This window comes from Sporosarcina sp. Y838, from assembly GCF_056786515.1.
Map to the genome: position 1 here is coordinate 19,924 of NZ_JBXCJD010000008.1, position 24,708 is coordinate 44,631.

Consider the following 24,708-nt stretch of genomic DNA (forward strand, 5'->3'; position numbering starts at 1 on the left):
GCTTCCCCTCCAATTAATATCTCAAAATTATTTATAACTTTGCAAGTAAATGTGATTGCAAGGCGTGGACTGTTGTTAACATAGTCGTTAATTCATCCCGTTCCCATTTGCGAATCGACGCAAAGTGAATTTCAGTTGTAATAGATTCACCACGCAGATGCTTTTTCCATGATAGTCGAATCCTTGTTTTTAGGGCAATTTCATATGCATGACGAATATCATCTGCAAAACCAGCGGACAGTTCTCCTTCTTTCACCAGGTCGTCGACTAATTGCAGTGGCGTGCCGTTAATGATGTTTTTTTGTACACCCAATATTTGTAGGCAATGGTGCATGGGAAATAAAGCATGTTTTTTGATATCGAATATATCACGGTTACCCCTTGCTTTAAATAAAGCAAGAAAGGAATGATTAACTAGTGGTATGGGCCTATTCTGTTCCTGTTGCGCCATATAATAAAGGAAAGTTTGTGAGGATTTCAATTGTATTTGTACCATCCGGGAAAAGCGATTATTTAACGATGCATCTCCCATCAGAAAACGAAAAGATAAAAAATTATAGCCTAGTAAAATATCATCATCGGTTGCCTTCAACGCCCAACTCCGAAGTCTCTTCTGCCAATCGGAAATGGAACCGCGCCATAGTGACTCACTAGACATCATTTTTCCATCACATCTGGAAAAACCGGCATTCTCCATATGCCAAACTATCGCATCTCCAAGCTGTAAAAAATAATTATCTACTTGTTGTTTGTCTTTCTCATCTGGATTAGCATAAACAAGGAAATGATCTTGATCTGTCAACATGAATTGTTCTCCTCTGGCCCCACTGCCCATCTGATACCACGCATAAGGAACGGGTGGAGTGCCTTCTACCTTGTACCTCCAACCACCGCACAGCGAGTTTCACACAATGTCGTGCGAGTCGGTCATATAACTTTGTAATTATCTCCATCAAGTGGATGGTAGAAATTTCATCGTTAATTAAACTCGATAGCACATCGTAAATTGCATTTTTTATTGCAGGTAAACTATCTATAGAAGAAGCCTCAATCGTTTTTAAGATACCCATCGATCCACGATCCCGTTTTGTAATCAAATTTGACAGTGTAACAACGCCAACCAGTCGATTATCTTCGACGACAGGTAAGTGCTTTACTCCGTACTTATAGAATGCCGACAGGACCTCGTAATAGTAATCATGACGGGAAATCGTATGAGGTTTTTTCGTCATTATATCTATGGCTTTCAGTTCACTATTATAACCTTGAGCAAGGACTCTTTGTACTAGGTCTTTTTCTGTTATGATTCCTGTTAATTGCTCTTTTTGATCAACTACTAGAATCGAACTGATTGAGTTATCAATCATGCTACGCGCTATTTGTCTTAATGCCGTATCTTCAGTAATAGTAATGGCAGGAGAATTCATAAAGTCCTCAACACGACGTACGTATGGCTCGCTTTCTCCCCACTCATCTGACAACTTCATTTGCTCACCTAAGGAAGCATAGACATTTGCCAGTCGTATAGACATACTTTTCAAAATAGCATCACGGACGTCAGTATCATCTATTCTCTTCTTCACGACAGAAATAGGAACCTGTAAGCAATAGGAATCTTCCAGTACTACCATTTCAAGATGATGCCAATCGAGTGGTCGACTTGACTCGCCTAGGTAATAAGCGATGTTTGAAAAACCGATTATCTCACCTTCCTGAACTTCTTCAATAGCATAGGATGTCTCATCATCACCAATTATGAATATTTCTGCAGAACCTTTTATGATAAGGAATAATCCTTCGTGGGGGGTTCTGAAGTAGTCCGTCTTTCCAGCCTTTTGGTAATAGGTGAGTTTGCATTCAGACATTAGTTCGCTAAATGCCGTGTCGGATAATCCTTTAAATAATAGCTGCTCATGTACTAACTCATAGATTACTTTTGTTCGCTGCTTATCATTCATTGTCATCACCTTCGTCTTTTGATAGAAAAATCTCCCTCATCTAATTAAAAATAGAGAGGGAGGACTTTTTTTATTACTTGATTAACGCTCAAGTTCTCTATAACCTGTTTCCGCTCTGAACTTCACTTCAGCATAAGAAACTTCATCAGCTTCGTGTTTTTTAGATGAAACGAGCGTACCAATAATTGCTGCTAAGAATCCTGCTGGAACAGAAATAATTGCAGGGTTCGCATAAGGGAAGAGTGGTTGTCCAACAAAGAACGCGGCTCCTTCAACAGGGTTAATAACACTTGGACTTACTGCAACCAGAACAAGTGCAACAATCAAACCGGTTAACATGGAAGCAACTGCACCTGTCGTATTAAACCTTTTCCAATAGATGGTGAATAGAATTGTCGGAACGTTTGCAGAGGCGGCAATACAGAATGCGAGTGAAACAAGGAACGCGACATTCAATTTTTCCGCACCAAGCGCTAAAAGAATAGAGAAAACAGAAACAGCAATTGCTGCGTATCTTGCGGCTCTAACTTGTTGTTTCTCTGTAACTTTACCTTTTTTAATAATTTCTCCGTAAATATCATGTGCAATCGCTGAAGCGCCTGACAATACAAGACCGGCAACAACTGCTAGAATCGTCGCGAAGGCAACCGCTGCAACGAATGACTCAAGTGCTGATCCCCCCAACACACCCGCTAACATTGGTGCGGCCATGTTTCCGGCAGCATTTTCGGCAATGATTGCATCTACGCCAACAAACTTAGCTGCACCGAAACCGAGGAAAATTGTTAGAACATAGAATATACCTATTATCCAAACCGCATAAATTACAGAAGAACGAGCTGTTTTCGCGTCTTTTACTGTAAAGAAGCGCATTAAGATATGGGGCAAACCAGCCGTACCTAAAACCAGTGCTATTAGGACGGATATTAGACCAATCGGGTCTTTATAGATTATCCCGGAATGTAAGAAGGCTTCACCATGTGGCGTAGCTGTTCTCATGGCGTCAAACATACCGATAAAGTTGAAGTTGAATTTTAATAGGACAAGGAACGAAATAACAATGGTACCTATCATAAGTAAAATGGCTTTAATAATTTGAACCCAACTTGTTGCAGTCATACCGCCGAATAGGACATAGATTGTCATCATTACACCAACGATTAGAACTGCAATCCAATAGTCGATTCCTAGAAGTAATTTTATCAGGGCACCAGCACCTACAAGCTGAGCCAGCATATAAAATAAAACAATCGTAATTGTATTTAATGCTGCGGCGCCACGAACTTTTCTTGCCCCAAAACGTGCACCAATCATATCTGCCATAGTAAACTTCCCTAGATTACGCAGTGGCTCTGCAATTAGAAACAAAACTACTAGATAAGCTGTCAACCAACCAATACTATAGTAAAAACCATCAAATCCATTTAAAGAGATTGCTCCTGCAATTCCTAGGAATGATGCAGCAGACAGGTAGTCTCCAGCAATCGCCATTCCGTTTTGCCAACCGGTTAATGATCCCCCAGCCGTGTAAAAATCACTTGCAGTTGTAGTTTGTTTGGCCGCCCAGTATGTAATCCCCAGTGTAAGCCCAATTACTGCAACGAATATTGCGATTGATATAATATCATCCACTTGTAAGTACCCCCTTTATTTCACAACATTTTTCTTTATAATATCTTCAACGTCCAAGTCGAAACTTTTCGCTTTATTCATGTAGATTGATGTAAATACCCATACCATGATGAACATGCTTAGTGAGTACACCCATGTCCAAGTCATCCAACCAATGGCACGATTCTCAAGAATGTTTGTATATCCTGTAAGAAGAGGCAGTGTAAAATAGGCAATAAAAAAGAAAATAATATACGGTGTAGAAAATATTCTTTTTCGTTTTACTAAATTTTTGAATTCAGGTGTATTGATGATTTTTTCATAATCCAACTTCACACTCGCTGGGTTATCTTTTGAACTTTTACTCACGATTTCATCCCCTTTTTTTAAAAAAGTATTTAAAACTTGTTGGCCATTGGAAATGTAACCTCCTTTTACATGAGAGCGTTTTCAAATTATGTAAAAATTGTTGTTAAACTAGTAAAATGTGAATAATTTAACAGGAAGCTAAGTCCACATTACCAAATATTCTGTCAACGTACAAGTTATTTTTTCTAAATAATGAATTTTCTGATGCATCTATGCGATTAAAAAAATGAAAACTTACCGAATGAAGAGAAATTTGTCGATATAATTGTTGGAATAATGAATCCGATCGACCTGGAATTTGCTTTCTATTTGGTTGCTAGCCTAGAAAATCTTAGCGAAGGTAAAATACAGAGAGTCAAAGGACTACTATGTAACCTTTCAACATATTGATAGGAGAACGGTGAGGGTTAAGAAACGTAGGCTTATCAAGAAAATCTAAAAAAAATACCCATTATCTTCGTCAAGGAAGATGATGGGTATTTTTAAAAAAGGACTAACTTATTCTCCAGTTTCTGCAGTGAATTTACGTTGCCCAAGTTCTTTTTCATAAATATACAATGCGTTTTTATCTTCTCCGATGCGTTTCAGGTACTCGATATGTGTATCGAAGGCTGCTTCCTCTTCAACTTGCTCGTCCAAGAACCATCTCAAAAATGAAATCGTAGCATGTTCTTTTTCTTCCCAAGCTAGGTCCGTTAATTCATAAAAGTTCTTTGTAACTCCTTTTTCTTGTTGTAAACCTGATTCGAAAGTATCTAATACTGATTCAAATTCAATTTTTGGCTCAGACGTTGCGGAGAATTTTGCATGTAACCCGCGGTCATTCATATAGTTGTAAATCTTCATACCGTGAAAACGTTCTTCTTCGGCTTGTTGAAGATAATAATTGGCAAAGCCACTATAATTAGTGTGTTCACAATAAGCAGCCATTGCCATATAAGATTGTGCAGCGTCGAATTCATTGTTCATTTGCTGATTGAGTGCTTCTGCTAGTCGTTGACTGATCATATCCATCACTCCTTTTAATGTTAGGAAATACCTTCCTATAGCATAGCCTAATCTATCCTTTCAATCACGTATTTTGATTGAAAAAACGGAATTTTGTTGTATGAGGAATTTTGGTGGAGGAAAGACTAACTTATTGTTGAATCTTTGGGCAATGTATAATTGAGAATAAAAGCGAGTGCACGGCACCCCCCGGGAATGGAGGAGGGAAGGTGTACGAACAAATTAAATGCGGACTTAAACTGATTAAGGATAAACAGGAGGAATAAAAATGAGTATTTTTGATGGAATAATGGGGAATGCATCTGAAATTGATGTTAGCAAAGTAGAGAAGGAAATGAAGGATTTACTTACACCAACTGAAAAAGTTGAGCATGCATATAAATTAATTAGAGATCTGTTGATATTTACGGATAAGCGTCTAATTCTTGTGGACAAACAGGGCGTCACAGGAAAGAAAAGTGAATATCATTCTATTCCATATAAAAGTGTTGTACATTTCTCAATTGAAACTGCAGGAACGTTTGATCTCGAAGCGGAACTGAAAATCTGGCTATCGGGAAGTTCTGCACCAATTCAAAAGAAATTTAATAAATCCTTGAATGTTTATAAAGTACAAAGCGTGCTAGCAGAATATGTTTTGAAATGAACTAGGTCAATTTAAGGTGACTAGTTCCTGATTTTGTGCTTGATAAAAAAACTCCTCATGTAGTTGCTTGAGGAGTTTTTTTATAGCATATAAGTGTTGCAGGTCAGGCAATTTCAGATGAACTATTAAAGTTTCGCGTATTTAGGATCAGCCACTTTTACAAGTTGCTTACCTAGATTCGTTCCTTTAAATAAACCAAGGAATGCCTCTGGTGTATTTTCAAATCCTTCTACAATTGTTTCTTCATATTTCAGTTTACCTTGCAGTAGCCATTTAGCTAAGTCAGTAAATCCTCTTTCAAAATCAGTAGCAAAATCGCCTAGGGTGAAGCCTTGCATCATAGCGCTCGTCTTAATCATAGCCGATTGAATACGTGGTCCAGCATCTTTTCCTTCTGCGTTGTAGGAAGAGATTGATCCGCATAAAGGAATACGGGCATTTCGATTTAGCATAGTAAAAACAGCGTCTGAAACGTCCCCGCCGACATTATCGAAATAGACATCTACTCCGTCAGGAACGGCATTTTTAAGGTCTGTCCAAAAACTTTCTTTCTTATAATTCACAGCTGCATCAAAGCCGAGTACATTCAATAAGTAGTCAATCTTTTCATCTGAACCAGCAATACCTACTACTTTTGCCCCTTTGATTTTCGCGATTTGTCCAACTGCTGAACCAACGGCCCCGGCAGCACCAGAAACGACGACTGTTTCACCTTCTTGAGGTTTTCCGATATCAAGCAATCCAAAATATGCAGTTAAACCTGTCAAACCGAGAATACCTAAATGTGTTGAAATAGGTGCCAACTTAGGGTCTATTTTGCGAATTTCATTTTCAGTGGCTACGGTATATTCAGCCCAGCTGAGATTTCCAGTAATTACATCACCTTGTTTGAAGGCGTCCGACTTGGATTCAATCACCTCACCCACGACACCCCCAGAAATGACCTTATTCAATTCAAATGGAGCTATATATGACTTGGCATCTCGCATTCTTCCACGCATGTATGGATCTACAGACAAATAAAGTGTCCGTACTAAAATTTCATTCACTTTTGGTGAGGGAACTGAACTTTTTACAAAGGTAAAGTCTTCTTTGGTAGGCATTCCATTGGGCCGATTTGCTAGATGAATTTCCTGTTGTATCAATTGTGTCATTGCAATTCCTCCTTTGTAGTTTGCCGAATGAGTTGGCAATAGCAAACCCTAACACTCAGGAGTAACCAAGGTCAATGATTATAGACTGGTGTCTCATCTTCATTGATTTGCTATTTTTCCGAATTGCTATGGTGTTGGCACCGGTGTCATAATCTCAGCAGACACCTGTGGAGGAATCCCAAAATAGTATCCAAAAGTGTTGTAATTATAGTTAACTATAACTATTATGTTATTAATATGAACTAGTGGAGGACTTTAAATAAACATGAAGAAAAAGCACATACTTTTTTTGGCTTTGACCTTAATAGTGGCTTTACCAACGTCAGCTACTGTTGTATTAGCAACTAACGAGGCGGAAGTTCAAGCTGTTAAACAAGTAGAAGTCACGACTGCCGCAAAATTTACGGATATTCCAAATAGCCATTGGGCGAAAAATGAAGTTATGCAACTTGTGGAGATTGCTTCCAAAGCATCGTTTTTATCTAATGAACAGTTAGGATACACAACGAAAATAAAGAACGGATAGCGTAATATTGGATTAACGCAATATCTTCCTGAAGAGGAAGAACGAAAGGATGCATTATGAACCTCGTTCTTGGCTTAATCATAAAGAAAACACGAATTGAATAGAAGTCTGCTAGGGGAGCCAATTTGGCTGAGACACATGATGCATGTAAACCCTTCGAACCTGATCTAGTTTATGCTAGCGTAGGGAAGCAACTGGACTCTACATCAAATGAATGTAACTACGTAGAAAACAGCCGCTTTCCGATTATGGAAGGCGGCTGTTTTCTGTTCCATCGCAAATTCAATGAACTAGGGATTTCCCATCATACACGCTTCGGCGCATTCGCTCTGTTAATGCACCGAATTCAATATTGCAATCTATCAAGTATGGATTTACTTTACTAAACATTAAATAAAGAATGGATGATTGAAATGGAAAATAGTATTAGCAACTTGGTTGATGAACGTCAAGAGGAGTTATTGCAATTACTTGCAGATCTAGTTAGTTTTCCGACAATCAGCCCTCCCGCAAGAAATACAGCCGGGGTGCAGCAGTATATTCAAGAGTTTTTAAAACTAGAAAAATTCGATACAGCCAGTTGGGATGTGTTCCCTGGTGATCCAAACGTGGTAGGCATAAAAAAAGGGACAGATGGAGCTCTGTTTAACAGCTTACTCATTAATGGTCATATTGATGTTGCGGAAGTTAGGGATGAAACAGAATGGACTGTGCCTGTCTTTAAACTGACAACTAAAGATGGAAATGCATATGGACGAGGAACTTCCGATATGAAAGGTGCAGTGGCAGCGACTTTACTAGCCGTAAAATTATTAAACGAACTAGGTGTGGAACTGAAAGGTGATTTGCAGATTCAGACTGTCATTGGGGAGGAAGCAGGAGAAGCTGGAACACTTTCGTGTATGGAAAAAGGCTATACAGCAGACTTTGCACTCGTCGTCGATAGTAGCAATCGCCAAATTCATGGCCAGGGCGGTGTAATAACCGGCTGGATAACGATTAAAAGTGAGGAAGTTTACCATGATGCAATGAGGATGAGTATGCTTCATGCGGGCGGAAACATTAATGGGGCCAGTGCGATTGAGAAGATGATGAAAGTAATTGCCGGGCTACAAGATTTAGAGCGTCACTGGGCCGTGACAAAACAATATCCAGGTTTTGCACCTGGTAGCAACACCATCAATCCTGCAGTTATAGAAGGCGGAAGACACGCGGCTTTTGTAGCGGATGAATGCCGGCTTTGGATCACCGTTCACTTTTATCCGAATGAAACCTATCAATCTGTGATAAATGAAATCGAAGAACATTTGAACCATGTAGCAAAAGCTGATCCGTGGTTAAGAGAAAATCCCATTCACTATCGCTGGGGTGGAAAATCGATGATTGAAGAACGCGGGGAAATATTCCCTGCACTTGAAATGAATGAGGGGCATGCGGCCGTTCAACTTCTAGCATACTGTCATGAACACACCGAAAAAAGTCCCGTAATCATCGGCATGTCAAGAACAGTAACAGATGCAGGATGGCTAGGCGAAGCAGGGATTCCCACAGTTATTTATGGTCCTGGGAAGTTGGAAGAGGCCCATACAGTTGATGAAAAAATAAACATTGGAGAACTAATGGCTTTTACAAAAACGCTTATGATATTTATAAATAAGTGGTGCAATTTAAAAAGAATGGAGAGCAAGTAATCTCCCCATTCATCTAATACTATTATGCTATTATATGTTGCTTAATTAGTGAAGTCATTTCTAATACGTCATCAAATAGTTGGTTTGTTTCAAGAGGTAGATGATCAAAGGATAACCTTACCTAGTGGTCTCCCGTCGAACGATTGGAGCTACTTCTGTTGCTAACATTTCAATACTTGCTGCGACTGAAGAAAACGGCAAGCCTCCGATATCCATTTGTGCAATGAAGCGTTGGTGTCCAAATAATTCGTGTTGGTGAAGAATCTTCTCGACTATTTGCTGAGGGCTGCCAACAAATAGTCCGGTTTCGGGACTGGCCATATGGTCGAAATCAGAACGAGAAATTCTCGTACTCATTCCACGTTGTTTGTTCACGTACCCCCAGTAATTTGCATAGTAGGGATAGAAATCGTCTTTTGCTTGTTGTGAAGTCTTTGCTATATACGTGTGTCCAGTTACAGCTATTTTTAAATCCTCTTCAAGATGCCCTGCATCTTTGCCTGCTTGACGATACAAATCAACAAGTGGCTTAAAACGAATTGGGTCGCCGCCAAGTATGGCTAATGCTAAACCAGTTCCAAGTTTGCCTGCTCGTATTGCACTTTCAGGTGTGCCACCGACACCAACCCAAATCGGCAGTTTATCTTGAACAGGCCGGGGGGCAATCATAGAATTAGTTAGAGGCGAACGGAATGACCCATTCCAACTGACGATTTCATTGGCATTCAATTGTTGGAGAAGTCGAATGTTTTCATCGAAGAGCTCGTCATAATTGTTTAAGTCATGGCCGAATAACGGAAAGGATTCTACGAATGCACCACGACCTGTAATAATCTCAGCACGGCCATTCGAAATCAAATCCAGTGTTGCAAAATCCTCGAATAGACGAACGGGGTCGACCGTACTCAAAATAGTCGTTGCACTCGTCAATTTAATACGCTTTGTGTTTTGTGCCACTGCTGCAAGAACAACTGGCGGAGCCGATACTGCATAATCCAAGCGATGATGCTCACCGACACCAAAAATATCAAGTCCGACTTCTTCAGTCAGCTTTCCAATAGCCATTACTTCATGAAGGCGCTGTTGAATACTAATTGTATTTCCAGTTTGAGGATCTGGACCAAGATCCCCGAATGTATATATTCCAATCTCAATTCCAGATTTCTTGGTTTCATTTGGCATAGTACTCATCTCCCAAAACTTAGTTATTTTGCTTCAGAAACAAGAGTAAAACGTTCATTTATATGTTGAGGATTCTCGATTTCATCAAGAACTGCGACTGCGTAATCTGCATAACTTACGTAGCTATCACCTTTTGAATTTACCATTAAATTGTCTTTTCCTTTTTGATACGAACCCGTTCTTTTTCCTTCAGGATTGAAGAATGCTGCTGGGCTAATGAATGTCCATTTAACTCCACTCGTCTTTTGCAGATCTAGTAAGTTCTGTCCTTGATTGGAAGCAGTTGCAAAGTATTCTTTAGGGAATTCGGGTGTGTCAATTAGGCGGATGGTTTTAGCTTCATCTACAAACAAGCTACCTGCACCACCTATAACAATTAATCTTGTTTTGGGAGCAGCCTTAAACACTTCAATTAATGCTTTTCCAGCATCTACATGGAGGTGTTCTTGTCCTGCAGGTGCGCCGAATGCATTTACGACAACATCAAATTGCTGAATGTCTTCAGCTTGCAGGTCAAATATATCTTTTTCGAGAATGTTCGTTTTTTCCCCAGACATTTTTGCTGCGTTTCTAACGATAGCTGTAACTTCGTGTCCTCGGTCAATCGCTTCTTTTACAATAAGACTTCCTGCTTTTCCTGTTGCTCCGATAATTCCAATGTTCATGACAATTCCTCCAGTTTTTGGCACATATATACTAATATGCTCCTAATGATTTGTAGCTATTCATGATAACGATTTAGAATGTAACTGTAATGGTTACAGTTACAACGGTAATCAAAAAACCGAATAAACTATCCAATTTTTTGTGTTAATACCGATATTAACTCTTCCATCGAAATTTCATGTAAAACAGATTCCATCGCATCTTGAGCCCGTAGTAAAATCAGTTCAAGAACAGCCTCGATATTGGCACCAACAGGGCAATTTGGATTTGGTTTTTCATGAAATTGAAAAAGCTCGCCTTCTTCTACGACTTCAACTGCCCTGTACACATCGAGCAGGGTAATATCTTTTAATGATTTTTGAAGTGTAGCTCCTCCAAGACCTCGCCGAACTTGAATAAGTCCTGCGTTTCTTAGTTTACCAATTACTCTTCGTATGACTACAGGATTTGTATTCACACTTTCCGCAATCCATTCAGAAGTGCAAAGCTCGTTTCTTTCGATTGCTACGAGGGATAGAATATGAACTGCAACTGTAAAGCGACTACTGATTTTCATTGCAAGTAACCTCCCGATGTAATCATTATAGTTACATCAGATGATGATTGTCAATTTTTATAATTTAAGTGAAGGGGGAATCTTGTGAATCAAGTAGAAATCCCTGTTTTATAGCAGTAAAAAAGTTCGGTTGAATGATATCAGCGGGTCACAAATTTAATGCGACTGATGCATTTGTACATATTGAAGAGTTAGGTAGTTTGGCTTTTAGAACTAACATCATTCCTAAGCCTTTCAATAATTCTTCTTTTTCGGTAAAGCATTTTACCAGCTTCAGCAATATCACTCACAGCAGAGCGATTGATGAATGCGCCGAACACGAGCCCTGCGATAGGTACCATTTGAAATAGCTTTTTCCAACCGAATTGATCCCGGAAAGAAAAAACGACCTCGCGCCAGCCTTGCAGTTCAGAAAGAACTTCGCGTTTTGTAGAGTCATCGGGATTATCGAATTGAGACAATTGTGTAAGAATGGCTTGTTTACCTACAATGTCAGCAGATACAAATTGCATGCATTTTACGATAAACAAACGTTCCTCTTTTACTTTAGGATCATAACCATAACAAATCGCAATATCCTGTAATGTTTTTAGCTGTAAACTAAGAAGTAGAGGAATGTCGATTGTTAACGTAAAAATACCGCCAATACCAGTACTAGCACCTTGAACCGTTGCAAACTTTTTTCTGCTACCAGTAATTTTTTCTACAGCTGTGTCCATTGTTGAAATATCAAGCTTTTCGACATCTTCCAATGTATTTACTGTTAAGTCGGGATAATAAGCAGGGATTTTAGTAGCTGAACTTAAATAGCTGCCGCCCGTTTGTACATATTGACCGAGTTCATCCAAAAGTAAGCCGATTTTTTTTTGAATAAAAGCAGGGGTAAATTTATCGATGATCTTAAATGGCAAACGCCCAAGCTTTTCCCAAAACCATAAATCGCTCTGATTTTTTTCCCAAACCTCAACCTTATTTAATTCCTCTGTTAACCATTCCTTAGAATCTGCCACTTTTAGTTTCGCCTCTTTCTTTGATATTAATTGTACGTTATCCCATGTGAAAAGTTCCATTAATAACTTTTTTGCTTATTATTAGTTATGCTTGAATGTATTCTGTTATAGATTCAAATGAAATACACCCCTTTTTAATTGTCATTTGGTCAACTAAAGGAATAGTCTTACAAATGGGTATTGCGAATTACTATATGTACTTGGCTAGGCGTATAATGGAGGGAAAGGGGTGTCGAAAAGTGTGTCTGATTAATTTTCATTACAACGAACATCCGACTTACAAATTGATTGTCGCCGCGAACAGGGATGAGTTTTATGAGCGTCCGACTGCCTCGGCAGATTTCTGGACAGACAAGCCTGATATATTGGCAGGACGTGATTTGTTGCACAGGGGAACTTGGCTTGGTGTAACGAAATCAGGGCGATTTGCTGCATTGACGAATTACCGAGACCCGCAGGAAATCACTGTTGATAAACAATCCCGCGGCGATATCGTCGCTAGCTTTTTATCAGAAACTGTGTCGCCTGAAGAATACCTTGAAACATTGAAGAGGAAGAAAGAGGATTATGCAGGATTTAATATTCTCGTCGGCGATTTTGATTCTTTATACTACTTTTCCAATAAGCAAGCAGAAACCACGAAAATATCTGAAGGAACACATGGTTTGAGCAATCAGTTTCTGAATACGGCGTGGCCGAAAGTGGTGAAAGGGAGGACTAAGCTTCGGGATTATGTATTGGCACATGAAATCGTTAACACAGATGTTCTTTTCGATATCATATCTGATGCTGACGTCGCGCCAGATGCACTACTGCCGAATACCGGGGTAGGCTTGGACCTTGAACGGCAACTGTCACCACTGTTCATCAAAACACTAAACTATGGAACCCGTTCTTCCTCAGTCTTACTCATAGGTCATGATCATAGTATTACTTTCATCGAGCGAACATATGTCAATGGGGCTTTAAATGGGGTTAAAGAATTCGAATTATGATTTATATAGTGTTACCTTTACCACTTATTTTATATAGAGGGAGTTGTAGAAAGTGGACAGTGCAATCCGAACCTACTTTGCAAACCTGGAAGCAAAGGATAAAGAGGTACAATATGAAGCATTTACTACAATTATTGCAGTTATTAAAGAAGAAGTGGAATGGGCTTATGAGGTTTGGGATCAATTAAGGGATTGGTTGACGGATTCCAATAATCATCGAAGATCTAGGGCAGCACAGTTCCTAGCGGGTCTAGCGAAAAGTGATCCTGAAAAACGCATACTAAGCGACTTTCCAGCACTGTGGGAAGTGACAAAGGATCCAAAATTTGTTACAGCTCGACATAGCCTGCAATCGATATGGAAAGTGGGCTTGGCTGGAATGGAACAAAAAGAGCTGTTGATGCATCATTTAGTCGATCGCTTTCAAAACGGTGCGGATGAAAAACATTACACCTTGATTCGGTTTGATATCATTCAAGGGTTGAAAAATTTATATGATGAATTAAAAGATGAAGAAATTAAAAAAATAGCAATGGTTTTGATAGAAACAGAAGAAGGTATCAAATACCGTAAGAAATATATGACTGTGTGGAAATGAAGAGTCTAGTGTGAGGAACTGTTAGCCGAGTTCACACTAGAACTGTAACCCAAACACATGGCGGGCGGCATATCGCAAATCAAGAATAGGGGAGTTCTCTACTTTCTAAATAAGCATTTAGATTTTCCAATGAATAATCGAATCCTTCTTGATTGAATTGTACGCGCGTTCCGTCCAGTTCAGTAGTTAACTCAATGGTAAACAGCATTTGATTTGAATCCCAGTAATAAGAAAATTTTTGATTTGGGATGACTTCTATTATTGTGAAGGTCATGGGCATGCTTTCCCCTTCTTTAAGTTCGTTATATAAGCTCGGCATTAATGTGAAAACCGCTTGTTCTCCAGCTTTCAAAATTGGAATAACCCAATTGGATCCTGGAGCGTACCAGATTGAAAATTCCTTGTCGTTAGCAATCGCATTCCAAACTGTATTTATATTCTTCTTAACAACTATTGATGAACAGCCATTACTCAATGTTAACAACCTCCTATACGTGTTCTTTAAGTATAGGAACTTAAAGAAGAAAAAACAAACGTGTTACGATGCATTCGTATTTAATCTGAACATATGGAACTGAACAAGATTTGTCGAGCTAATTGAAATTTCATTTAGAAAAGGAGTGATTAGCATTATGTACGAACTAAAAACAAAAGAAAATGATAATAGTGTTATTGAGTTTATAGAAAATATTGAGAACCCTAAAAAACGTGAAGATGCATATAGATTGTTAGATATATTTACTGAAACAACAGGTTTCAAACCAAAGATGTATGGCCCTAGTATTATTGGATTTGGTTCCTATCACTATAAATATGAATCTGGTCATGAAGGAGATGCGCCGTTAGCCGGTTTTTCTCCTCGAAAAGCAAAAATCAGTTTGTACTTTGAACCAGAATTCCCAAAACGAGTAGATTTATTGAAGGATTTTGGAAAACATACAACAGGGAAATCATGTGTATACATCAATAAATTAGCGGATATTCAAATAGATATACTAAAGAAGTTAATCAAAGAATCCATACGAATTACCAAAGAAGCCTATCCAAATCAGTAAATAGAGGAGGGGATTAGATGAGACCGAAAATTAATATAATTACACTTGCCGTGGATGATTTAGTGAAGTCTGTCTCCTTTTATCAGGATGTATTGGAATTACCAGAGCAAGGGATAGATAATGGAGAAGACCATATTCTATTTGAAATGCAAGACAATTTGTCATTGGTGCTTTATTCGCGTTCAAAGCTAGAAGTGTTTGCAAATCAAACGAACACTACCAAAAAGCCTTCGGAATTTATCCTTAGCATTGCAGCTGACAGTGAAGAAGAAGTAGATTCAATCTTAAAAAGGGCTATAACAGCAGGTGGAACACTTTTACCTAATCAGCCAAAGAAATTTGATTGGGGCTATACTGGACATTTTCAAGATCCGGATGTACATACTTGGGAGATAGTTTATTTTTATTCAAATAAGTAGTATTTTGAATGAAGACATTTCTTCTTAATATTAGAATAGTCAAATGGAACGCAACAAAGAGTTTAAAGTTGGGCGTATTCATGTTTCACAGACTATGTTTTAGTGGTATAAGACGAGTAGGGAGGAGTTGTTGGTAAATGACTTTCATACATATTGGCGTATTTCTCATGGCAGTGGCATTCGCAATTGTTGCGGTATTCATTGCTAAATTGCTTATGAGTGTATCGGGCGTCATTGGTTCGGTCGGACAAACAATCAGTAATATGGAATCAAAACTGGACAAGACAGTCATTGAATTGGAACAAACGATTACAGAAACAAATGTAACAGCAACAGACATCGAAGAAAAATCACTAGCATTAAATAGTATTTTCTACACAGCCAAACATGTAGGTGATTCAACGTCGCTCATGAGTGATGAATTAGCTGCAAGAACAAAACGCTATTCGGAAGACACATCATTACCAGGTACAAAACCGTTCGTACGAATCATCCAGTTTTCTGAATTCGCTTCTGGTCTATTCACTTCCTGGAAGCGAGGCAAGGGTGCTTCATCAAAACAATTTTGAAATGAGGGATGAACATGGATTTAACAGGAATTGGCGTATTGCTGATAGGTATCGCATTATTGGTGTTAGCAGTTTTTGTAGCACGCGTATTAAATAATTTTTCATCTATACTAAGTGGAGTGGATAAGACAATTGAACAACTGCCGGATCAATTGGATAGTATTTTACAAGAGACGGGGAATTTGATCCATAACAGTAACAAAACACTTGCCGATGTTAATGAAAAACTGGGAACGCTGACGCCATTGTTCCATATCGTTGGAGATGTAGGTGAGTCTACAAGAACATTATCATCATCGCTTGTCGATTTGACAGCTTCTGCAAAAGATAAGATGGGCGGAGCTGACCTTGGTCAACAGGATAAGCGATTAGGTGGATTATACGGTACTGCTGCTCTTGGATTTTATGCCATGCGAAAAAGCAAGGATACTAAAAAAGGAACAGGTGCGAGGCATGCAAGGAATTTGTATACGGAAGGTGAGAAACGTACTTTTGATATTGATAGAATGAAGGCCGAAGCGAGAGAAGCTGCAAGAAGTGGAAAATTCATCAGTGAAGATGCAACATAAAAAATGAAAATCGTGTGGAAGGAAAGAATTCCTTCCACACGATTTTTTGTTGTTTACCTTGATTTTGCAATGGGCATTGTTTCTTTAATCTCTTTTCGTCTCTGTGATAGAAAAAATAAAAATGATAGAAGCCCATAGATACCTTCATACTTTTCGCGTCTAACAAACTCTTTTGCACTGCCGGTCTGTTGTTTTAATAAGTTTGTTTTAGCAAGGGCGGCTGTTGTGAGTTTTCTTGAAGCTTCCCCTGCATCACCAACGATATGGAAAAGTGGGCTTATTTCATTCACTTGTTCGTTGACATTACTGAGTGTCGCATTACTTGTTTGAAGTATATCCGAAGCTTGATGTGTCACATCGTCGAGCACCTCGGGCAAACGATCTGTCGTCTGTTGGAGACTTGCAAGTACATCCGACAACTTATTAATCGGTTTCAAGAGAAAAATGACCAGTACAGCAAATGCGATTCCGATAATGAGTACACCAATACCTAACCAATCCATATTCATTCACCCCATTATTAAGTTTATGACCTATTTTTTTGTTGCGGCATCGGCAAACGTTTTGACCGAGCCTTAACTTCATCCGATTCGGTATTCTGTTTTTCACGTTGGAAGCGGTAATAGACACGTGCTGCTGTTTCAGTCAGTATAGACGCTTTTTCCATGAAGTCTTGATACTTTTCAGGTGGTGCTGCGACTTCATCTGAAATGGCACGAATGGATTTGTTCATATGCTCAGTGGAGTCTCCGAGGTTTTTCGCGGAAAGTGACAAGCTGTTCAAGGTTTGTAGTTTGTTTTCCGCGTCTTCAGCAATCCGATTCGTCTTTTCCATCAACTGCTCAGACTTTTCGGTAATACCGCCAAGTTTCGTCTCGACCCGTTTCAAAGTCTCTGAAACTTCTCCTATCGTCTGTTTTGCGCTTTTCAAAGTAATGACAACAAAAACTGCAATTAGCAATAAGGATAAGGCCGCAATGATAGCGCTTGCGTATAAAAGTATCTCCATTAACATTTCATCCCCAATCTAGACTAGTAAATTGTCTTTATCTATTTTGTACCACTATACAGGCATAACTAAACACATACAACAGTTGTAAAACCAACTAGTGTATGTGTTCGATGAGTGATGTCAAACTTTTTCTAGTAACACCAAGTTAAAATCGCCCACTTCATTTTCCTTATATAAATTCGTAATTGAAGTGGAATAGGAATGAATCATTGCTGGAAATTCAAGATTTTTTCCTGGCACTTTCACTTGGAACTCCATCTCGTACAGCAATGTGGTGATCTTATGATAGTCGGTACTTGTAACTTTAAAATCAAACCCGATTTTCCTTAGTTCTTTATTAACAGTTGTATCAAAAGTAAGTTCCTCATGGTAATTAGTTATAGCAATAGACACTTCATTCAAGACCACATTATCAATCATGTTTTTCACCTCGCTGCGGATTTAGATTCACGCCTAATTATACACTCATTAGTTCTGTGCTATAGGTGAAATGCCTAGGTCGAAGTCCCGTCTAGCACTTTATCGCTGACTGTATCCGAGGGTATAGATCATCCCATTAAAGCCTATTCTAGGAACAAAGATACAAACGAGGTGAGACTACTGTTTAACAAAAAGTCTAAACAATCTTCTGGGAAAAAACAGACAACAGGTGTGAGTGACGAAAGCACAGAAGAAAAACAAACAATGATTTCAACCTCTGGTGATATTTTTCTCCAGTCGATAAAAGAAGCCACTCACAATACATCTGACTTAATCACTAAATCGTTACCTTCGAATCTCACGATCATATATATAGATAATCTAGTGGATATCCCGACGTTAAATAATCATATTCTTCAAGATCTATTGAAGTATACACTTGTCACACCTGAAATCATTACATCCATCCTTACAATACCTCAGGCGAAATTGGCGGATGAACTCGAGAAAGCCGTTATTGCGATGATGGATGGGACTGTACTTATTCATGTGGAGGGATACTCACAAGTCGTATTGGCCAATATCCCCACAAATGAAGCGCGGGCTTTATCAACGCCGGAAAATGAATCCCAAGTTATCGGTTCCCAGGTCGGTTTTAATGAAAGACTGTCAACGAATGTTTCCTTGATTCGGAGGTATATAAAAAATCCAAACCTGTGCAATGAAAGATTAGAAATTGGAAAACAATCGAAGACAGTGATCGCAATGTTATACATTAAAGGCGTTGCTTCCGATGAAATGGTAAATACGCTACGACAAAGGATCACCGACCTTAAGGTTGATGCTGTAATGGATAGCTCGATTCTTGAACAATTGATAGACGACAATTCGCTATCGATTTTTCCCAAAATGCTACTAACAGAAAGACCGGACAAGCTTAGTGCTGAACTTTTGAATGGGAAATTGGGGATCATCGTGGATGGTAGTTCCCATGCAATCGTTTGCCCACACTCATTTCTTGAGTTTTTCCAAAGTCAGGAAGATCAGAATCTACGATGGCCGATTGCTACATTTGCCCGTTTACTAAGATTTAGTGCAATCGTCCTTTCTGTTTTTTTATCTCCTTTATATGTAGCGGCATTAACATTTCATTACGAAGTTATTCCACAAACGCTCTTAGTCCCGTTAAGTGAATCAAGAGCATTAGTTCCTTTTCCCCCTTTATTTGAAGCTCTACTTTTAGAACTTTTTATTGAACTACTTAGAGAAGCAGGAATTAGATTACCGTCAAAGGTTGGTCAAACAGTCGGTATTGTTGGCGGTATTGTCATTGGAACGGCAGCTGTACAAGCAGGAATTACGAGTAATATTTTAATTATCATTGTCGCCTTAGGGGCATTGTCGTCCTTCACAACACCAAGTTACATGATGGGTAACGTTATTCGAATTATTCGGTTTCCGTTGATAGTAGCAGCAGGACTTTGGGGCTTTTATGGCATTATGCTGGGGTTTTGTTTTATCCTTATTCACCTTTTACGTCAAACAAGCTTGGGTTCTCCGTACACAGCACCTTTTTATCCTCCTCGCCTGCTTGATTGGGGGGATAGTCTTGTCAGATTACCCTTGCCATTTACATTTAAGAGACCTTCAGATACCAGACCAGAGTATGAAGACAAATATGAGCCTGAACCCATAAATCCCGAGAAAAATGAAGCGAAGGTGAAATAAGTGAAAAGTTCCGTACAAATTGGTCCCAATGATACGATTAGTGCTTTTCTACTTTTTTTCATCATTCATGCCGCTCAAATAGGGATTGGAATACAAGGATTTCAACGGATTATCTACCAGGACGCAAAACATGATGCATGGATTTCTGTACTACTTGCAGGTCTTGCCACGCATATTATTGCAATTTTTATGATTAAAACGTTGGAGATATATGGTTCAAATGATTTATACGGTATTCATCAAGATATATTTGGTAAATGGATAGGGAATTTCTTCAATATTATTTACATTCTTTATTGTTCAGTTGCATTTTTTGCCGTTTTAAGGAATTATATTGAAGTTGTTCAGACATGGGTTTTTTCGGATTTGGATACTTGGTTTCTTGCAGCCACATTACTGCTAATCGTGATTTACACGTTTACGGGCGGTCTGCGCGTTATTGTGGGCGTTTGTTTTTTTGGTGTTGTACTTTCCATATGGCTTTTCCCGATGTTGGCTTTTCCGATGAAGTATATGGAACCGAGAAGTCTTCTTCCCATTTTAGAGACCAATATGAGCGGAATACTAAAAGGTGTACAGTCCATGACATTTACGGTTATTGGATTTGAAATAATCTATGTGATTTATCCCTTTGTAAAGGATAAAACGAATGTAAAAAAAAATGTTCATCTTGCTTTGTTCGTAACAACATTGATTTACCTAAGCGTCATGTTGGTTACACTAACTTACTTCAGCGGGGAACAATTAACGAAAACCATTTGGGCGACTTTGTCATTGTTTAGTATTGTTGAACTTCCGTTCATTGAACGATTTGAGTATATAGCGGTTTGTTTTTGGATGTTGATCATATTGCCGATCCTTTGTCTGTTTGTATGGGCTGCTTTTCGGGGAACTAGACGATTGGTAAAAGTAAGTGCAAATAAATTCGTCTGTGTATTCTCATTCATCATTTTAATTGTAAGTGTAATGTTTAAAACCCGACCTCAAATAAATACGTTTAATAATTACTATGGCCAGGTGGCGTTTTATATTGTTTTTGTTTACCCTATCATCTTGTATGTGTTAGCAGTGGCGAAAAAGAAATTTAAATCAGGTAAGGAGCAAATAGAATGAAAAAGTTTTATTTTTTTTTACTACTGCTATTTCTTTGCATTGGTTTGACCGGATGTGCAGAAACAAAACTCCTTGAAAGAGTAGGTTTAATCAATTTGATTGGCTATGATGTGGGTAAAGAGAAAAGCGTGAAGACTACAGCAGTTATTCGCCAAGTGGGCGCGGAGTTACAAAGTAAAGTTGTAATTATTACCGCTGAAAACGAAACAAGTCAAGGGACACGTGCAAAAATCAATCGCAGGGCAGCTAAAAAGATAGAGAACGGACAATTGAGAGTGGTCTTATTCGGTGAAGAGTTTGCCAAAGAAGGCATTGGTCATTATATTGAAACCCTGTTGAAAAATCCTGCAATGAGTGGGAATGTTGTTGTGGCAGTGGTTGAGGGAGAGGCGAGACCATTACTTGAATTCGAGTACTCAGATGTCGATGACATTGGGGTATATATTCATAAGCTGTTAAAGCAAAACGCTAATAGTGAGCAAGTGGTTTCATCCACGCTTCATGAAGTAGCCTATGATTATTATTCCGCGGGCAGGGATATTGCGTTGCCCATCATAAAAAGGGATAAAGATTTAGTGGAGATTTCCGGAATTGCCTTGTTTAAAAAGGACAAAATGATAGGTGATCTTTCTGTTGAGGATAGTTTTTACGTAAAGCTAAGTCGAGATAATTATAAAATCGGAACATACGAAATGAAAATTAAAGGCGATGATTTACCTTCATCTTTAACGAAGGATCCCCCTGATGAAATTATTTTGGTATTCGATCCGATTAAAACGCACAAAGATGTGAAGGTAGTCAATCCAACAACCCCTGAATTTGACCTACACCTTACAGCGCAAGCAACATTATTAGAAATAAAACCAGATATTAATATAGGGGAAGCCAAAAACACGGAAGAACTTGAAAAAGCAATCAGTAAGAAATTATCGAGTGAAATATCAAGAATAATTGCTTACTGCCAAAAAATTGATTCGGACGTTTTTGGATACGGTGAATTTTATAGAAGCTCTGTACGTCATTCTAAACTGACGGAAGAGAAGTGGCATGAAATGTACAAGGAAATGAAAGTCAACGTTGATGTTGACCTTACTCTGGCTAGGAGTGGAGTCTTTGAATGATTGGTACTCACCTTATTATGACTGTTTACCTGTCATGACAGATAGGAAGTTGTGAAGAAATATCTCATAATGCAGCGCGAACATTTCATTTTACAACTGTTTTTAACGTAATTACGGTCTATCTACGATATTATTTGTTGGAAATCCTCATAATGTTTTTTACTGTATTCCAATAAATAGAAGGATTGTAAATAAAGATCCCAAAATAATGATTGAAATAACGAACATGAAACCAGCAAATAACATGATTGTTCCAAATCCACGCAAAGCCGAAAAGTTATGGACAATCCCAATTCCTTTACTGAGGAGAATGATCCCGAAAATAGATACCCCTATTATAATCCACGTTTGCAAAAGGAAAAAACCTAAATCCATATTCGTGCCTAACAGATTACTCGGTGTCTCAAAAAGCTGCTTGCCGTATAAGGAAACCGCAATAATACCAATAGGCGCTGTCCAAATGGCGGGTATTGTACTGGCTCCAATTGCGCGTGCCATTTTTTGCGGTGTACCTGTTCCACCTAGCAATTTACCAAACCAAGTATATGCAAATGACGCAATTCCCCATCCAGCGACTCCAGATAATAAACTCAGAAATAAAATAAATGTGATGGTGGTCGATAATGACAATTCAGCAAATAGACCTGTATTCGCAAATGCCATGAAGCTGCTTCCGAGAGAAGAAATGGAGATGAGCATGAACGAATAGAAAATGGATTTTTGCTCAATAATGTAGCGAATCGTTTTGCTTGGTTGTGACCAAATCGAGAAAAACGGATTCATTAAATTTCTCCTTTTTACTATGATACGCATTATATAGAATTGTAGTACTCTATGTTATTTTCATGATTATATAAATTGTCGATTCCCATTCATCATGATAAATTCCATCCATACCGTATAATTTCCATCACTGGAATCATACTACATGCAAATTGCATGAAAGGAGCGAAGAGAGTGGAGTCTTTACAGTCGCTACAACAGCTTCAGCAACTTAAACAACTACAAATACAATTGCAGCAACTTGAACTTCAAATACAACTTCAACAAGAGGAACAGATAAAAAAATCGGCAGCACAACAACCACAGTCCAGACAAATTCAAAAACAACCAAAGCCTGAGTCCGCACAACCGGTACAAGCAGAACAATCAGAACAATCGACACAGGCAGAACAGCCGACAGAGACAGGACAATCGACACAAGCAGAAAAGCCGGCACAAGCAGAACAATCGACACAGACAGAAAAGCCGGCACAGACAGGACAAGCGGAACAACGGACACAGACAGAACAGCCGACACAAGCGGAACAACCTACACAAACGGAACAGCCGGCACAGACAGAACAACCAACACAAGCAGAAAAGCCGGCACAGACAGAACAACCGACACAGACAGAACAGCCAACACAGGCAGAACAACCGGCACAAGCAGAAAAGCCGGCACAGACAGAACAACCGACACAGGCAGAACAGCCGACACAGGCAGAACAACCGGCACAAGCAGAAAAGCCGGCACAGACAGAACAACCGACACAGGCAGAACAGCCGGTACAAACAGAACAACCAGCAAAGACAGGACAGCCGGCACAAGCAGCACAGCCAAAGGCACCCGAACAACAACAGCAAGAGCAAAAATCACAACCCAAAACAAAAGACAAAGCAATGGAGCCTCCCTCTTATCTTGAGCCCCCGAAAGTGATATCCACTTTGCACATAGGCTATTTGCAAAATTTGCTGAGCGCGAACTTACTTGCGGTGAAACAATATCGACAGGCCGCTCAAAACTGTCAGATGCCAGATTTAAAGCGTCAATTCGAGGAAGCGGGTCAATTGCATTTGTCGCAATATGATAAATTGCTAAGTTTCATGTCGGAAAATGGAGGTCAAGCTCAATGACATCTTCTAAAAAAATTGAAAATCCAAAGAGACCGCATTCACAAAAGGCCGGTGTCAATGACCATGATTTACTCAGTGCTGCATTAGCTACTGAAAAAAGCTTGGACATCACCTACGTAACGGCAATGCATGAAGTCGGTCAAAATATGTTCTATTCATTATTTTTCGATTTGCTGAAAGAGACTTCTCTACTACATCGAAAGTTGCTTGAATTACAGTTCCAACACGGTTGGAGTTCGCTAGTCCCAGCTGCCCCCGAGGAAGTTGAAGCACTTAAGCAAGAGTTCGCGGATTACAGGCAGCAGCTTAAATAAGACATACAAAAGTAAATACCACTCAATTGACGTAGATTGAGTGGTATTTACTTTTTAGTCTGTTTGTATAAAATTCAATATCTTTCATTTTACAATACTAAGGAAATCCACAAAATATGCTGAAATAAGACCAAACTATATAGAAGAAGGCTAAATCCCATTAAAAACTGTAAATACCTTCTCGCTTCAATCCGTGCCAATAAAACCAGCAACACAAACGGCAGACAAATTTTAATTCCATAGAATCCCCAAACGCTTCGATCATAAACGAAACGCATTATTGGATTTGCTTCCGTAATATGCTTTTGTTGAATACCGAAGTCGGTAAAAAAGGAATCAGCTGTGGCCAACAGCAATAGGGCAATCCCCAAGGCAATTAGTTTGTGATTGTTTAGAATCGGTTGCTTTACATCGATTATTAGTCCTCCCACTCTCCTGACAATATTGAACGACATTCAACTAGGATGGGAATAATGTAACGAATTAAACCCTTTATGAAAATAGAAAAAATATGCTAAGCAT

The 24,708-nt window shown here is 39.0% G+C and carries 30 protein-coding genes and 1 riboswitch; of the genes, 14 read left to right on the plus strand and 16 right to left on the minus strand.

What is annotated here, in order from left to right:
* Nucleotides 1-31: 31 nt before the first annotated feature.
* The 5 genes from AC1TO4_RS12260 to AC1TO4_RS12280 form a co-directional block, all read right to left on the minus strand.
* On the minus strand, nucleotides 32-835 hold the full coding sequence (locus AC1TO4_RS12260) for a DUF294 nucleotidyltransferase-like domain-containing protein (RefSeq protein ID WP_482105557.1): 804 nt from the start codon (nucleotides 833-835) through the stop codon (nucleotides 32-34).
* Nucleotides 768-1,958, minus strand: a complete 1,191-nt coding sequence (locus AC1TO4_RS12265; RefSeq protein WP_482105558.1) for a CBS domain-containing protein — start codon at nucleotides 1,956-1,958, stop codon at nucleotides 768-770. Before AC1TO4_RS12265 ends, AC1TO4_RS12260 begins: the two co-directional genes overlap by 68 nt.
* Before the next feature lie 81 nt (nucleotides 1,959-2,039).
* Nucleotides 2,040-3,590, minus strand: coding sequence for a solute symporter family protein (locus AC1TO4_RS12270; protein ID WP_482105559.1), 1,551 nt, complete (start codon nucleotides 3,588-3,590; stop codon nucleotides 2,040-2,042).
* A 15-nt stretch (nucleotides 3,591-3,605) separates the two neighbouring features.
* Entirely contained in the window at nucleotides 3,606-3,938 is a 333-nt protein-coding gene (locus tag AC1TO4_RS12275) for a DUF485 domain-containing protein (RefSeq protein ID WP_482105560.1), read from the minus strand.
* Between the two features lie 498 nt (nucleotides 3,939-4,436).
* Nucleotides 4,437-4,946 (minus strand): ferritin, encoded by a 510-nt coding sequence (locus tag AC1TO4_RS12280; protein ID WP_482100032.1) that lies wholly within the window; start codon nucleotides 4,944-4,946, stop codon nucleotides 4,437-4,439.
* A 268-nt stretch (nucleotides 4,947-5,214) separates the two neighbouring features.
* On the opposite strand from AC1TO4_RS12280, the gene AC1TO4_RS12285 reads away from it, so the two are divergent.
* Nucleotides 5,215-5,592: a PH domain-containing protein gene (locus tag AC1TO4_RS12285; protein ID WP_482100031.1), complete on the plus strand. Its 378-nt coding sequence runs from the start codon at nucleotides 5,215-5,217 to the stop codon at nucleotides 5,590-5,592.
* 125 nt (nucleotides 5,593-5,717) lie between these two features.
* Here AC1TO4_RS12285 and AC1TO4_RS12290 read toward each other — a convergent pair whose 3' ends face one another.
* Nucleotides 5,718-6,746 carry an NADP-dependent oxidoreductase gene (locus tag AC1TO4_RS12290; protein WP_482105561.1) on the minus strand — a complete coding sequence of 343 codons (1,029 nt, stop codon included), beginning with the start codon at nucleotides 6,744-6,746 and terminating at the stop codon, nucleotides 5,718-5,720.
* A gap of 265 nt (nucleotides 6,747-7,011) precedes the next feature.
* Between AC1TO4_RS12290 and AC1TO4_RS12295 the strand changes: the two genes are divergently transcribed.
* Nucleotides 7,012-7,272, plus strand: coding sequence for a hypothetical protein (locus AC1TO4_RS12295; RefSeq protein WP_482105562.1), 261 nt, complete (start codon nucleotides 7,012-7,014; stop codon nucleotides 7,270-7,272).
* 103 nt (nucleotides 7,273-7,375) lie between these two features.
* Nucleotides 7,376-7,478: riboswitch (TPP riboswitch) on the plus strand.
* 207 nt (nucleotides 7,479-7,685) lie between these two features.
* Nucleotides 7,686-8,963: an acetylornithine deacetylase gene (locus AC1TO4_RS12300; protein WP_482105563.1), complete on the plus strand. Its 1,278-nt coding sequence runs from the start codon at nucleotides 7,686-7,688 to the stop codon at nucleotides 8,961-8,963.
* A gap of 117 nt (nucleotides 8,964-9,080) precedes the next feature.
* Here the strand turns inward: AC1TO4_RS12300 and AC1TO4_RS12305 are convergent, their stop codons facing one another.
* The 4 genes from AC1TO4_RS12305 to AC1TO4_RS12320 form a co-directional block, all read right to left on the minus strand.
* Nucleotides 9,081-10,145 (minus strand): LLM class flavin-dependent oxidoreductase, encoded by a 1,065-nt coding sequence (locus AC1TO4_RS12305; RefSeq protein WP_482105564.1) that lies wholly within the window; start codon nucleotides 10,143-10,145, stop codon nucleotides 9,081-9,083.
* Nucleotides 10,146-10,168: 23 nt separating this feature from the next.
* Nucleotides 10,169-10,810: an NAD(P)-dependent oxidoreductase gene (locus tag AC1TO4_RS12310; protein WP_482105565.1), complete on the minus strand. Its 642-nt coding sequence runs from the start codon at nucleotides 10,808-10,810 to the stop codon at nucleotides 10,169-10,171.
* Nucleotides 10,811-10,938: 128 nt separating this feature from the next.
* Nucleotides 10,939-11,367, minus strand: coding sequence for an Rrf2 family transcriptional regulator (locus tag AC1TO4_RS12315; protein ID WP_482100026.1), 429 nt, complete (start codon nucleotides 11,365-11,367; stop codon nucleotides 10,939-10,941).
* 191 nt (nucleotides 11,368-11,558) lie between these two features.
* Nucleotides 11,559-12,377 (minus strand): EcsC family protein, encoded by an 819-nt coding sequence (locus AC1TO4_RS12320; protein ID WP_482105566.1) that lies wholly within the window; start codon nucleotides 12,375-12,377, stop codon nucleotides 11,559-11,561.
* A 239-nt stretch (nucleotides 12,378-12,616) separates the two neighbouring features.
* On the opposite strand from AC1TO4_RS12320, the gene AC1TO4_RS12325 reads away from it, so the two are divergent.
* Both AC1TO4_RS12325 and AC1TO4_RS12330 read left to right on the plus strand, forming a co-directional pair.
* Nucleotides 12,617-13,372 (plus strand): NRDE family protein, encoded by a 756-nt coding sequence (locus AC1TO4_RS12325; RefSeq protein WP_482105567.1) that lies wholly within the window; start codon nucleotides 12,617-12,619, stop codon nucleotides 13,370-13,372.
* Between the two features lie 52 nt (nucleotides 13,373-13,424).
* A complete protein-coding gene (locus AC1TO4_RS12330) occupies nucleotides 13,425-13,970 on the plus strand; it encodes a hypothetical protein (protein WP_482105568.1) in 546 nt (181 codons plus the stop codon).
* A gap of 79 nt (nucleotides 13,971-14,049) precedes the next feature.
* On the opposite strand, the gene AC1TO4_RS12335 is transcribed toward AC1TO4_RS12330, so the two are convergent.
* The gene (locus AC1TO4_RS12335; RefSeq protein ID WP_482105569.1) at nucleotides 14,050-14,445 is read right to left on the minus strand and encodes an SRPBCC family protein; all 396 of its coding nucleotides are present in this window, start codon (nucleotides 14,443-14,445) and stop codon (nucleotides 14,050-14,052) included.
* 157 nt (nucleotides 14,446-14,602) lie between these two features.
* Here AC1TO4_RS12335 and AC1TO4_RS12340 point away from each other — a divergent pair, with 157 nt between their 5' ends.
* The 4 genes from AC1TO4_RS12340 (at nucleotide 14,603) to AC1TO4_RS12355 (ending at nucleotide 16,582) form a co-directional block, all read left to right on the plus strand.
* On the plus strand, nucleotides 14,603-15,025 hold the full coding sequence (locus tag AC1TO4_RS12340; protein ID WP_482105570.1) for a DUF1801 domain-containing protein: 423 nt from the start codon (nucleotides 14,603-14,605) through the stop codon (nucleotides 15,023-15,025).
* A gap of 17 nt (nucleotides 15,026-15,042) precedes the next feature.
* Complete coding sequence (locus AC1TO4_RS12345; protein ID WP_482105571.1) at nucleotides 15,043-15,444, plus strand: VOC family protein; 402 nt, start codon at nucleotides 15,043-15,045, stop codon at nucleotides 15,442-15,444.
* 137 nt (nucleotides 15,445-15,581) lie between these two features.
* A complete protein-coding gene (locus tag AC1TO4_RS12350) occupies nucleotides 15,582-16,013 on the plus strand; it encodes a DUF948 domain-containing protein (protein WP_482105572.1) in 432 nt (143 codons plus the stop codon).
* A 14-nt stretch (nucleotides 16,014-16,027) separates the two neighbouring features.
* Nucleotides 16,028-16,582: a DUF948 domain-containing protein gene (locus AC1TO4_RS12355; protein ID WP_482105573.1), complete on the plus strand. Its 555-nt coding sequence runs from the start codon at nucleotides 16,028-16,030 to the stop codon at nucleotides 16,580-16,582.
* A gap of 53 nt (nucleotides 16,583-16,635) precedes the next feature.
* Here AC1TO4_RS12355 and AC1TO4_RS12360 read toward each other — a convergent pair whose 3' ends face one another.
* The 3 genes from AC1TO4_RS12360 to AC1TO4_RS12370 all read right to left on the minus strand — a co-directional run bounded on the left by AC1TO4_RS12360 (nucleotide 16,636) and on the right by AC1TO4_RS12370 (nucleotide 18,014).
* Nucleotides 16,636-17,085 carry a DUF948 domain-containing protein gene (locus AC1TO4_RS12360; protein ID WP_482105574.1) on the minus strand — a complete coding sequence of 150 codons (450 nt, stop codon included), beginning with the start codon at nucleotides 17,083-17,085 and terminating at the stop codon, nucleotides 16,636-16,638.
* Nucleotides 17,086-17,108: 23 nt separating this feature from the next.
* Nucleotides 17,109-17,591: a DUF948 domain-containing protein gene (locus AC1TO4_RS12365; RefSeq protein WP_482105575.1), complete on the minus strand. Its 483-nt coding sequence runs from the start codon at nucleotides 17,589-17,591 to the stop codon at nucleotides 17,109-17,111.
* 123 nt (nucleotides 17,592-17,714) lie between these two features.
* Entirely contained in the window at nucleotides 17,715-18,014 is a 300-nt protein-coding gene (locus tag AC1TO4_RS12370; RefSeq protein WP_482105576.1) for a DUF3219 family protein, read from the minus strand.
* Nucleotides 18,015-18,185: 171 nt separating this feature from the next.
* On the opposite strand from AC1TO4_RS12370, the gene AC1TO4_RS12375 reads away from it, so the two are divergent.
* From AC1TO4_RS12375 to AC1TO4_RS12385, 3 genes are read left to right on the plus strand one after another with little or no spacing between them, the layout of a single operon-like run.
* The gene (locus AC1TO4_RS12375) at nucleotides 18,186-19,742 is read left to right on the plus strand and encodes a spore germination protein (protein ID WP_482105577.1); all 1,557 of its coding nucleotides are present in this window, start codon (nucleotides 18,186-18,188) and stop codon (nucleotides 19,740-19,742) included.
* On the plus strand, nucleotides 19,743-20,855 hold the full coding sequence (locus AC1TO4_RS12380) for a GerAB/ArcD/ProY family transporter (protein WP_482105578.1): 1,113 nt from the start codon (nucleotides 19,743-19,745) through the stop codon (nucleotides 20,853-20,855).
* Nucleotides 20,852-21,976 (plus strand): Ger(x)C family spore germination protein, encoded by a 1,125-nt coding sequence (locus AC1TO4_RS12385; protein ID WP_482105579.1) that lies wholly within the window; start codon nucleotides 20,852-20,854, stop codon nucleotides 21,974-21,976. Before AC1TO4_RS12380 ends, AC1TO4_RS12385 begins: the two co-directional genes overlap by 4 nt.
* A gap of 159 nt (nucleotides 21,977-22,135) precedes the next feature.
* Here the strand turns inward: AC1TO4_RS12385 and AC1TO4_RS12390 are convergent, their stop codons facing one another.
* Nucleotides 22,136-22,759, minus strand: coding sequence for a YIP1 family protein (locus AC1TO4_RS12390; RefSeq protein ID WP_482105580.1), 624 nt, complete (start codon nucleotides 22,757-22,759; stop codon nucleotides 22,136-22,138).
* 174 nt (nucleotides 22,760-22,933) lie between these two features.
* Here AC1TO4_RS12390 and AC1TO4_RS12395 point away from each other — a divergent pair, with 174 nt between their 5' ends.
* The gene (locus tag AC1TO4_RS12395) at nucleotides 22,934-23,872 is read left to right on the plus strand and encodes a ferritin family protein (protein ID WP_482105581.1); all 939 of its coding nucleotides are present in this window, start codon (nucleotides 22,934-22,936) and stop codon (nucleotides 23,870-23,872) included.
* Nucleotides 23,869-24,186, plus strand: a complete 318-nt coding sequence (locus AC1TO4_RS12400; RefSeq protein ID WP_482105582.1) for a spore coat protein — start codon at nucleotides 23,869-23,871, stop codon at nucleotides 24,184-24,186. Before AC1TO4_RS12395 ends, AC1TO4_RS12400 begins: the two co-directional genes overlap by 4 nt.
* A gap of 89 nt (nucleotides 24,187-24,275) precedes the next feature.
* Here AC1TO4_RS12400 and AC1TO4_RS12405 read toward each other — a convergent pair whose 3' ends face one another.
* Nucleotides 24,276-24,617, minus strand: a complete 342-nt coding sequence (locus AC1TO4_RS12405; protein ID WP_482105583.1) for a DUF5658 family protein — start codon at nucleotides 24,615-24,617, stop codon at nucleotides 24,276-24,278.
* Nucleotides 24,618-24,708 lie beyond the last annotated feature (91 nt).